Genomic DNA, 9,861 nt, shown 5'->3' with positions numbered 1-9,861 from the left:
CGCGCACGCCGCCCGCCGCGAGGCCAAGATCGCCCAGCTCGAGGTCGCCGACGCCCTGCCGGGCTGACCCGACGTCCGGCTGTCCGCCCGGCCCACCCGCCCGGCCGCACCGCGCGCGGGGCGGCGGCTGCGAGACTGGCGCCATGACCGCCCCTCGTGACTGGACGGCGCCCACGGCCACGGCCCCCGTGAGGGCGAGCGTCGTCGTCCCGGGCAGCAAGTCGCTCACCAACCGGCTGCTGGTGCTCGGGGCGCTGGCCGACGGCCCGAGCCGGCTGCGCCGTCCGCTGCGCTCGCGCGACACCCTGCTCATGGCGGACTCCCTGCGCGCGCTCGGCACCCGCATCACCGACGACGGCGAGGACTGGGTCGTCGACCCCGCCCCGCTGCGCGGCGGCGTCCGGGTCGACACCGGCCTGGCGGGCACGATCATGCGGTTCCTGCCGGCGGTCGCGGCGCTCGCCGACGGCGACGTCACGATGGACGGCGACCCGCGGGCCCGCGAGCGCCCGATGGCCCCGGTGCTGGACGCGCTGCGGACCCTCGGGGTGCAGGTGGACGACGACGGGCGCGGTGCGCTGCCCTTCGTGGTCCGCGGCCGCGGCGCGGTGCCCGGCGGCACGGTCACGCTCGACGCGTCGGCGTCCAGCCAGTTCGTCTCCGGCCTGCTGCTCGCGGCGGCCCGCTTCGACGACGGCGTCACCGTGCACCACGTCGGCAAGCCCGTGCCCAGCCAGCCGCACATCGCGATGACCGTCGAGGTGCTGCGCGACCGCGGCGTGCTGGTCGACGACGGCGAGCCCGACACCTGGCGGGTCGAGCCCGGGCCGGTCTCGGCCTTCGACCTCGAGGTCGAGCCCGACCTGTCGAACGCCGCGCCGTTCCTCGCCGCGGCGCTGGTGACGCGCGGCGAGGTCCACGTGCCCGGCTGGCCGCTGCGCACCACGCAGGCCGGCGACGGGCTGCGCGACATCCTCGACGCGATGGGCGCCGACGTCACGCTCGACCACGACGGCCTCACCGTCACCGGCACCGACGCGATCGAGGGCGTCGACGTCGACCTGCACGACGTCGGCGAGCTGACGCCCGTGGTCGCCGCCCTCGCGGCGCTGGCGCAGTCGCCGTCCTGGCTGCGGGGCGTGGCGCACCTGCGTGGGCACGAGTCCGACCGCCTGGCCGCGCTCGCCACCGAGCTGGGCGCGCTCGGCGGCGACGTCACCGAGACCGACGACGGGCTGCGGATCCGCCCGGCGTCCCTGCACGGCGGGCGGTTCGCGACCTACCACGACCACCGGATGGCGATGGCCGCCGCGGTCGTCGGCCTGGCCGTCGACGGCGTCGTGGTCGAGGACGTCGACACCACCGCCAAGACGCTGCCGCGCTTCACCGAGCGCTGGGCCGAGCTGCTGGACCCCGAGCTGCTGGACCGCACGTGAGCCGGCGCAGCGCGAGCGACTACGACGAGGACGACGTCCGCGTCCGGCCCTCGCGGCGCGGCACCCGTCCCCGCACCAAGGAACGGCCCAAGCACGAGGACGCCGACACCGGCCACGTCGTCGGCGTCGACCGCGGGCGGTACACGGCCGTCGTGGCCGAGGGTTCGGACGACGAGCGCACCGTCGTCGCCATGAAGGCGCGCGAGCTGGGGCGCAAGGGGATCGTCGTCGGTGACGAGGTGGCGCTGGTCGGCGACACCAGCGGCGAGCCCGACGCGCTGGCCCGGGTGGTGCGGGTCGAGGACCGCCGCTCGGTGCTGCGCCGCACCGCCGACGACACCGACCCCTACGAGCGGATCGTCGTGGCCAACGCCCACCAGATGGTGGTCGTCACCGCGCTGGCCGAGCCCGAGCCGCGCCCCCGCATGGTCGACCGCTGCCTGGTCGCGGCCTACGACGGCGGGCTCGACCCGCTGCTGGTGCTGACCAAGGCCGACCTCGCCGACCCGGGGCCGTTCGTGAGCAGCTACGCACCGCTCGACGTCCCGTACGTGGTCACGCGGCGCGCGGACGACGGCACGATCGTGGGGCTGGACGACGTCCTGGACCGGTTGCGCGGCAAGCGGTCCGTGCTCATCGGCCACTCCGGCGTGGGCAAGTCCACGCTGGTCAACGCGCTGGTGCCGGGGGCCGGCCGGTCGACCGGCGTGGTGAACGAGGTCACCGGGCGCGGGCGGCACACGTCGACGTCCGCGGTGGCGCTGCGGCTGCCCGGCCACGACGGCTGGGTCGTCGACACCCCGGGCGTGCGGTCGTTCGGGCTGGCCCACATCGACCTGGCGCGCATCATCAACGCCTTCCCCGACCTCGAGCCCGGAACGCAGGACTGCCCGCGCGGGTGCACGCACGACGAGCCCGAGTGCGCGCTCGACGCGTGGGTCGAGCAGGGGCACGCCGGTCCCGCCGGGCGCTCGCGGCTCGACTCGCTGCGGCGCGTGCTGCGCGCCCGTACCGGCAGCGACGGCACCACCACCGACCCCGACGACGCCTGACCCTTTCCCCCACCGAAGCCGCTTCCCCTCACCGAAGCCGCTCCGGGAGGCCCCGGAGCGGCTTCGGCGAGGGAAACCGGCTCGGGTGAGGGAACGAGGTCAGCCGCCGGGGGTGGTGTTGGCGACGACGTCCTTCCAGACGGCGTCCGAGCCCGCCTCGCCGGTGCGCACGACCCAGCCGGTGGCGGCCAGCGACGCCGCGAGCACCAGGACGCCGACGACCACCGGGACGGCGCCGGTCAGGTTCCGCACCAGGGCCACGAGCACGGCCGCCACGAGCAGGCCGATCGTGAACCACAGCATCTTGTCGCCGAGCTCGACGTGGCGGTCGACGGCGGGCGAGCTGCCGATCCGGTCGAGCAGCTTCTCCCCGCTCTCCTTGGCCACGAAGGTCACGCCGACGAGCAGCGCGTCCACGACGGCGACCGGCCACGCGAGCCGGGCGCGCCACCGCGGCACGAACGCGACGACGGTCGTGACGAGTGCCATGAGCGGCACCCCGATCACGACGGCGTGGATCACCAGGACGTGCACGGGCAGGCCGCGGAAGGTGTCGAGCACGAGCGTCTCCTCGGGTCGGCGGTCGTAGGAAGAACGGGCGAAGCCCCCTGGACGGTTCAGCCGAGGTCGACGCTGCCGCCGGAGCGCCAGTAGACCCCGGCCTCACGGGTCATGAACCCCTCGTCGACGAGGTAGCGGCGCAGCGCCGCGACGTCGGGGTGGAACGCGCGCAGCAGCACGTTGACCTCGCGCTCGGGGTAGCGCTGCCCGACGTCGAAGACCTGCACCAGCCGGTCCAGCACCACGAGCCGCTTGGCCCGGCGGGCCGGGATCGAGCGCAGCGCGCCGTCGTCGTCCAGGAACCGGCGCAGCACGGCGTCGCGCTCGGACTCGGTCCCGGTGCTCACCGGCCTCACGCTACCCACGGCTCGCGGGTCCCGGGGGTCGGCGCACCTGCGCGGTAGGTTGCCGAGGTGCCGACCTACGACGACGACCTCCGCCTCGCGCACGTCATCGCCGACCAGGTCGACGGGCTGACGATGGACCGGTTCCGCTCGGTCGATCTCACCGTCGAGACCAAGCCCGACCTGACGCCGGTCAGCGACGCCGACCTGCGGGCCGAGGAGCTCGTGCGCTCGCAGCTCAAGCGCACCCGCCCCCGCGACGCGGTCGCCGGCGAGGAGATGGACACCACCGGCCACGGCCCGCGCCGCTGGGTGGTCGACCCCATCGACGGCACCAAGAACTTCGTGCGCGGCGTCCCGGTGTGGGCCACGCTCATCGCGCTGGTCGACGACGGCTTCCCGGTCCTCGGCGTCGTGTCGGCGCCGGCGCTGCAACGCCGCTGGTGGGCCGCCACCGGCTCGGGCGCGTGGTCCGGGCGCAGCCTGTCCAAGGCCACCCGGCTGCAGGTCTCGAAGGTCGCCACGCTGGACGACGCGTCGCTGTCGTACTCGAGCCTGGACGGCTGGGAGCAGCAGGGCCGCCAGGACGCCTTCCTCGGGCTGACCCGTCGCTGCTGGCGCACGCGGGCCTACGGCGACTTCTGGTCGTACTGCCTGGTGGCCGAGGGGGCGGTCGACATCGCGTGCGAGCCCGAGCTCGCGGTGCACGACATGGCCGCGCTGGTGCCGGTCGTGACCGAGGCCGGCGGCGACTTCACCTCGCTGGACGGCGACCCCGGCCCCTGGGGCGGCAACGCGGTCGCCACCAACGGCCTGCTGCACGAGCAGGTCCTGCAGGCCCTGGCCACGGCCACCGACGGCAGCGAGAGCCCGGACGACGAGGGCTGACCTTCCGTACCCTTGCGGGTACGTACCCGATCGGGTACATTCGTCGGCATGGACGCGGTGCTGCAGGCGTTGGCCGACCCGAGCCGGCGCACGGTGCTCGAGATCCTGCGCGACCACCCGGCCACGGCCGGCGAGCTCGCCGACGCCCTGCCCATCGCCCGTCCCGGCGTCTCGCGCCACCTGCGGGTGCTGCGCGAGGCCGGGCTGGTCGACGTCCGGCAGGACGCGCAGCGGCGCATCTACACGCTGCGCCCGCAGGCCCTCGTCGAGGTCGACGACTGGCTGGAGGGATACCGCGCCTTGTGGCAGAACAGGTTCGCGGCCTTGCACACCGAGGTCGCCCGAGGGAAGAAGGCTCGACGATGACCGTCATCGGCACCATGAGAGATCTCGACGGCAGCCGCGGCGCCGTGCGCGTCGAGGACGTCTACGACACCCCGGTCCACGACCTGTGGGAAGCCTGCACCACGCCCGAGCGGCTGGCCCGCTGGATCGCCGAGGTGCAGGGCGACGACCTGCGCGAGGGCGGCACGGTGCGGCTGCTGTTCACCAGCACCTGGGACGGCCCGGCGCGCATCGACGTCTGCGACGCGCCGCACCACCTGCTCGTCACCACCGAGCCCGGCACGGACGACGAGGCGCAGATCGAGGCGTGGCTGACCGCCGAGGGCGACCGCACCCGGCTGGTGGTCGAGGAGCGCGGCCTGCCCCTGGGCGAGCTGCACTTCCACGGCGCCGGCTGGCAGGCGCACCTGGAGGACCTCGGCCGCTCGCTCGCCGCCGACGGTCCCGTGCACGAGGGCTGGAGCGCGCAGCAGCCGTCCGCGGCGTGGCACGAGCGCTGGACCGAGCTGCAGCCCGAGTACCCGCCGATGACGACCGCCTGATGTCGGACCGCATCCGGTTCGACGGCCCGACCGTCGACGCGCCGGACGCCCTGGCGCTCGCGCAGTTCTACGCCACGATCACCGGCGGGGTCGCCACCGGCACCGTGCACTGGGCCGCCGCCTCGACACCCGACGGCGTCATCGCGGTGCAGCAGGTGGAGGGCTACCGCCCGCCGGAGTGGCCCGGGCAGGACGTGCCCGCGCAGCTGCACCTGGACTTCCACGTCGACGACCTCGAGGCGGCCGGACGTCGGGTGGTGGCCGCGGGTGCGACGCTGCTCGCGGAGCAGCCGAACGCGGACCACTGCCTGGTCTACGCCGACCCGGCCGGGCACCCGTTCTGCCTGTCGACCTGGGCTGGCGCCGACCTGGCGGCCGCGGCGCCCGAGGCGGCTACGGCACCGGCGTGACGACGTCCGGCTCCACCGTGTCGTGGCGGGTCAGCGTGCGCACGCTGCGGCTCGACAGGCAGGCCGCCGTGGCGACCACGACGACGACGGCGCAGGCCGTGAGCGTCGGGGTGACGCCGATCTGGTGCGCGACCGGCCCGACCGCGATCTCGCCGGCCGGGATGGCGACGAACGAGCCGACCGCGTCGTAGGAGTAGACGCGGGCCAGGCGGTCGGGCGGGACGTTCTGCTGCATCGAGACGTCCCACGCCACGCCGAACTGCTCGAGCCCGACGCCGCTGACGAACAGGGAGACGGACAGCACCCCGAGGGAGGGGGCCTCGGCCAGCACCAGCAGCGGCAGCGCGGCGCCCAGCAGCAGCCACACGCCGAGGTTCAGCGACCGGCGCGGCTGCCACCGCAGGGCGATCAGGCCGCCGGCGATCATCCCGACCGTCTGCGCGGCGAGCGCCAGCCCCCAGGCCTTGCGCCCGAACGTGTCGTCGGCCACGGAGGGCCCGAGCACCACCAGGCCACCGCTGTACGCGGCGTTGACGAACATCGCCATCACCACCACGGCCCACACCCAGGTGCGGCTCACGAACTCGCCCCACCCCTCGCGCAGCTGCGCCAGCGGCCGTTCGGCGGCGCCGTCGGCGGCGACCACCCGCGGCACCGTGATCCGGGCGAAGCACGCAGCAGACACCGCGAAGGACAGGGCGTCGGCGGCGATGCCCCACCCGGGTCCGACCACGGCGACGAGCACGCCGCCGACGGCCGCCCCGCCGACCAGCGCGGTGTTGATCGCCAGGCGCAGCACCGCGTTGGCCTGGCGCACGAGGTGCCCGGGCACGGTCTGCGGCGTCAGCGCGGCGGACGCCGGGAAGGCCAGGGCCGCGACCGCGCCGTTGATCGCCTCGAGCCCGACGAGCAGCGGGATCGTCGCCGTCCCGGTGAGCACCAGCGCGGCGACCACGCCCTGCGTGAGGGCGGCTGCCATCGCCGAGCCGCGCAGCACCAGCGGGCGGGGCAGCCGGTCGGCGAGGACCCCGCCGAACAGCAGCAGCGCGACGTTCGCGAGCGACCTCGCGCCGACGACGAGACCGAGGTCGCTGACCGAGCCGGTGAGGTCGAGCACCGCGAAGGCCAGCGCCACGGGCGCCACGGCGTTGCCCAGGAAGTTGGCGAACCGCCCGCCCAATAGCCAGCGAAAACCGCTGTGCTGCAACGGCTCCAGCGCGCGGTTCATCGCGAGCCCCCGTCGTCCGGGCGCATGACGAACATCGACAACGTGGTGCTGGTGCGGATCGTCCCCTCGGTGCGCGGTGCCTGCGCGGCGTCGTGCAGCGCGGTCATGGCGTCGACGACCTGCGCCACCAGCCGCTCCCACACCGCCGGGTCGACCCACAGCTCGGCGTCGGTGAGCGGGGCCGGCCCCTCGCCGCGCAGCAGCGTGCGGCGGCGCAGCTCCTCGGACAGCGCGGCCGCCATGGCGACCCGCTCGTCGACGCCCCGCGCCTCCAGGCGCACGTGCGCGTCCGGGCGGTGGCGGTAGCGCTTGGCCCGTCCACCGCGCACCGCCACCTCCTCGACGACCTCGAGCAGCCCGGCCGCCTCGAGCTGGCGCAGGTGGTAGCTGGCGTTGGCCTGCGTGCCCCCCACCTCGCGCGCCACCTCGGCCGCGCTCATCGCGCTGCCCGTCAGCAGCGAGAGCAGCCGCAGCCGCAGGGGGTGCGCGAAGGCGCGCAGGGAGATCTCGGCGTCGTCCACGCGCAGCAGTCTGCGCCGTCGCCGCTCGACTGTCAAACACTTCTTTGGGGGTTGGCTGCCCTCACACCACCGCACCGCTGTCGCGCGGGTCGCGACGGGCCCGGGCGGCCCGGGCGGCGCGCTCGCTCTCGACCGACCGCGGTGCCGGCCCGGGCCAGCGCGCCTGCAGCAGCACCGCGACCGGGGTCGCGGTGAACACCGTCGAGGCAGTGCCGGCGACGATGCCGACCAGCAGCGCCAGCGCGAAGTCGGTGAGCGAGTCGCCACCGAGCAGCGCCAGCGCCGCGAGGATCGCGATGGCGCCGATCCCGGTGTTCACGGTGCGCGGCACGGTCTGCAGCACGGCGTCGTTGGCCACCTCGGCGAACGGACGGCGGGCGAACCGCGCGCGGTGCTCGCGCACGCGGTCGAACACCACCACGGTGTCGTTGACCGAGTAGCCGATCACGGTCAGCAGCGCGGCCAGGAAGACGCCGTCGGCGGGGCGCCCGAGCCAGGCGAACAGGCCGACCACGACCACGAGGTCCTGGAACATCGCGACCACGGCGGCGACCGCGAACGTCCAGCGGAACCGCACCGACAGGTAGAGCAGCTGCACGGCGAGGGCGATACCCAGCGCCACGAGCGCCTTGGTGCGCAGCTCCTCCCCCAGGCTCGGGCCGATCAGCTCGTCGCGCAGCACCTCGGTGCCGCCTCCGACCTCGGCCAGCGCCGCGCGGATGCTCGCCACCTCCGCGTCGTCGAGCCCGGCGTCGCGCACCGTCAGGTCGCCGTCGCCCGACTCCTGCACGACGGCCCGCGCGAAGCCGGCGTCCGAGACCGCCTGCCGCGCGACGTCCACGCCGACCGGCTGCGTGGTCGAGACCTCGACCAGCCGCCCGCCGGTGAACTCCACGCCGAGGTCGAGGCCTCGCGCGCCGATGCCGGCGAGCGCCAGCACCACCAGGCCGCCCGAGCAGGCCAGCCACAGCCGCCGGCGCGACATCAGGTCTGGACGACGGCGCTCCAGCCAGTCGCGCACGCGGCCGGTCGCCGCGAGCCCGGACCAGCCCGGACGTCGCACGACGGCCCGGCGCTGCACGGCCCACTCGGCCAGCACGCGGGTGACCAGCAGGGCCGACACCAGCGAGGCCAGGACGCCGATCGTGAGCGTCACGCCGAAGCCGCGCACCGGCCCCGAGGCCAGGAAGAACAGCAGGCCCGCGGCGAGCAGGGTGGTGACGTTGGCGTCCAGGATCGCGCTCCACGCCTTGCTGAACCCTCGGCTCAGCGCCCCGCGCAGGCCGCCGCCGACGTCCGGCCCGCTGCGCGCCCCCTCGGCGAGCTCCTCGCGGGCGCGCTCGAAGACCAGGACGTTGGCGTCGACCGCCATGCCGATGGCCAGCACGAAGCCGGCCAGCCCGGGCAGGGTCAGCGTGGCGCCGAGGGCCACCAGCGCGGCGTAGCTGATCAGCGCGTACGCCGCGAGCGCCACCGTGGCCATCAGGCCGACCAGCCGGTACACGAGCACGATGAACAGCGCGGTGACCGAGACGCCGAGCAGCGCCGCCTTCCACGACGCGTCGACCGCGTCGGCGCCGAGCGTCGGGCCGACCGTGCGCTGCTCGACGATCTCGACCGGCAGCGGCAGGGCGCCGCCCTCGACCAGGGCCGCGAGGTCGCGGGCCTGCTGGGAGGTGAACTGGCCGGTGATCTGCGTCGTGCCGCCCGGGATGCCCGCCTCGCACCCGACGCCGGGGTCGACCTGCGGGCTGGAGATGACGGCGTCGTCCAGCACGATCGCGATCCGGCGCGCGGGGTCGCCGGGGGCGGCGCAGGCGGCCTGGCCGGTGAGCCGCTGCCAGGCGTCGCCGCCCGGGCCGGTGAAGTCGACGGTGACGAACCAGCCCAGGCCCTGCGAGGGGTCGGTGCCGGCGTCGGCGCCCTTGACGCCCTCGCCGGTCAGGGCGGTGGGGCCGACGAGCAGCGGCGCGCCGTCCTCGTCGACCGTCTCGCGCACGCCCTCGCCCGGCTGGGTGGTCACCGGGTGGAAGGTCAGCTGCGCGGTGCGGCCGATGACCTGCGCGGCCTCGGCCGGGTCCTGCAGGCCGGGCAGCTCGACGACGACCCGGTTCTCGCCCGAGCGGGCCAGGCTGGGCTCGGCCACGCCGAGCGCGTCGACCCGCCGGCGGAGCACCTCCAGCGCCTTGTCGGTGGCCGCGGCGTCGGCCTTCGTGGTCGGGGTGTCCTGCGCCTCGAGCACGATCTGGGTGCCGCCGCGCAGGTCGAGGCCCAGGCGGGGTTCGAGGCCGAGGGCGACGGTGGCGCTGGCGAGCAGCACGCCGAGGACGACGAGCAGGCGGACGACGGGAGCACGACGGGACATCGGGGGGACCTCTCGGGGTGCCGCGAGCGCGGCGGGGCGGACCGGGGACGGGGGTCAGAGACCCGTCGGCGGTGCGCGAGAGGTGGCGGCGGCGACCGGGCGCGAGGGCGCGGTGCGCGGGGCGAGGTGGCGCGGGCCGGCGCGCGGGGCGCGGACGTCCAGGCCCACG

Annotated in this window: 11 protein-coding genes; 6 read left to right on the top strand and 5 right to left on the bottom strand. The window is 75.5% G+C overall.

Annotated elements, in window-relative coordinates; all coding sequences use genetic code 11:
- Positions 1–143: 143 nt before the first annotated feature.
- Both aroA and rsgA read left to right on the top strand, forming a co-directional pair.
- Positions 144–1,436, top strand: coding sequence for a 3-phosphoshikimate 1-carboxyvinyltransferase (aroA, locus tag ACYVJ4_RS16010; RefSeq protein ID WP_460461139.1), 1,293 nt, complete (start codon positions 144–146; stop codon positions 1,434–1,436).
- On the top strand, positions 1,433–2,488 hold the full coding sequence (rsgA, locus tag ACYVJ4_RS16005; protein WP_460461138.1) for a ribosome small subunit-dependent GTPase A: 1,056 nt from the start codon (positions 1,433–1,435) through the stop codon (positions 2,486–2,488). The genes aroA and rsgA overlap by 4 nt, the downstream gene beginning before the upstream one ends.
- Positions 2,489–2,587: 99 nt before the next feature.
- Here rsgA and ACYVJ4_RS16000 read toward each other — a convergent pair whose 3' ends face one another.
- The gene (locus ACYVJ4_RS16000; protein ID WP_460461137.1) at positions 2,588–3,049 is read right to left on the bottom strand and encodes a DUF2231 domain-containing protein; all 462 of its coding nucleotides are present in this window, start codon (positions 3,047–3,049) and stop codon (positions 2,588–2,590) included.
- A gap of 56 nt (positions 3,050–3,105) precedes the next feature.
- The gene (locus tag ACYVJ4_RS15995) at positions 3,106–3,396 is read right to left on the bottom strand and encodes a DUF2087 domain-containing protein (RefSeq protein ID WP_460461136.1); all 291 of its coding nucleotides are present in this window, start codon (positions 3,394–3,396) and stop codon (positions 3,106–3,108) included.
- Positions 3,397–3,462: 66 nt separating this feature from the next.
- Between ACYVJ4_RS15995 and hisN the strand changes: the two genes are divergently transcribed.
- From hisN to ACYVJ4_RS15975, 4 genes are read left to right on the top strand one after another with little or no spacing between them, the layout of a single operon-like run.
- Positions 3,463–4,281 carry a histidinol-phosphatase gene (gene hisN, locus ACYVJ4_RS15990; protein ID WP_460461135.1) on the top strand — a complete coding sequence of 273 codons (819 nt, stop codon included), beginning with the start codon at positions 3,463–3,465 and terminating at the stop codon, positions 4,279–4,281.
- A gap of 48 nt (positions 4,282–4,329) precedes the next feature.
- Entirely contained in the window at positions 4,330–4,647 is a 318-nt protein-coding gene (locus ACYVJ4_RS15985; protein ID WP_460461134.1) for an ArsR/SmtB family transcription factor, read from the top strand.
- Positions 4,644–5,168, top strand: coding sequence for an SRPBCC domain-containing protein (locus tag ACYVJ4_RS15980; RefSeq protein ID WP_460461133.1), 525 nt, complete (start codon positions 4,644–4,646; stop codon positions 5,166–5,168). Before ACYVJ4_RS15985 ends, ACYVJ4_RS15980 begins: the two co-directional genes overlap by 4 nt.
- Positions 5,168–5,578, top strand: coding sequence for a VOC family protein (locus ACYVJ4_RS15975; protein ID WP_460461132.1), 411 nt, complete (start codon positions 5,168–5,170; stop codon positions 5,576–5,578). Before ACYVJ4_RS15980 ends, ACYVJ4_RS15975 begins: the two co-directional genes overlap by 1 nt.
- On the opposite strand, the gene ACYVJ4_RS15970 is transcribed toward ACYVJ4_RS15975, so the two are convergent.
- From ACYVJ4_RS15970 to secD, 3 genes are all read right to left on the bottom strand, one after another.
- On the bottom strand, positions 5,562–6,806 hold the full coding sequence (locus tag ACYVJ4_RS15970; protein WP_460461131.1) for an MFS transporter: 1,245 nt from the start codon (positions 6,804–6,806) through the stop codon (positions 5,562–5,564). The genes ACYVJ4_RS15975 and ACYVJ4_RS15970 overlap by 17 nt on opposite strands.
- The gene (locus ACYVJ4_RS15965; protein WP_460461130.1) at positions 6,803–7,327 is read right to left on the bottom strand and encodes a winged helix-turn-helix domain-containing protein; all 525 of its coding nucleotides are present in this window, start codon (positions 7,325–7,327) and stop codon (positions 6,803–6,805) included. The genes ACYVJ4_RS15970 and ACYVJ4_RS15965 overlap by 4 nt, the downstream gene beginning before the upstream one ends.
- A gap of 61 nt (positions 7,328–7,388) precedes the next feature.
- Complete coding sequence (gene secD / locus ACYVJ4_RS15960; RefSeq protein WP_460461129.1) at positions 7,389–9,692, bottom strand: protein translocase subunit SecD; 2,304 nt, start codon at positions 9,690–9,692, stop codon at positions 7,389–7,391.
- Between the last annotated feature and the right edge of the window lie 169 nt (positions 9,693–9,861).

Source organism: Angustibacter peucedani, assembly GCF_054779595.1.
The sequence above is the reverse complement of the archived record's forward strand: the minus strand, read 5'-3'. Positions and strand labels throughout refer to the sequence as shown.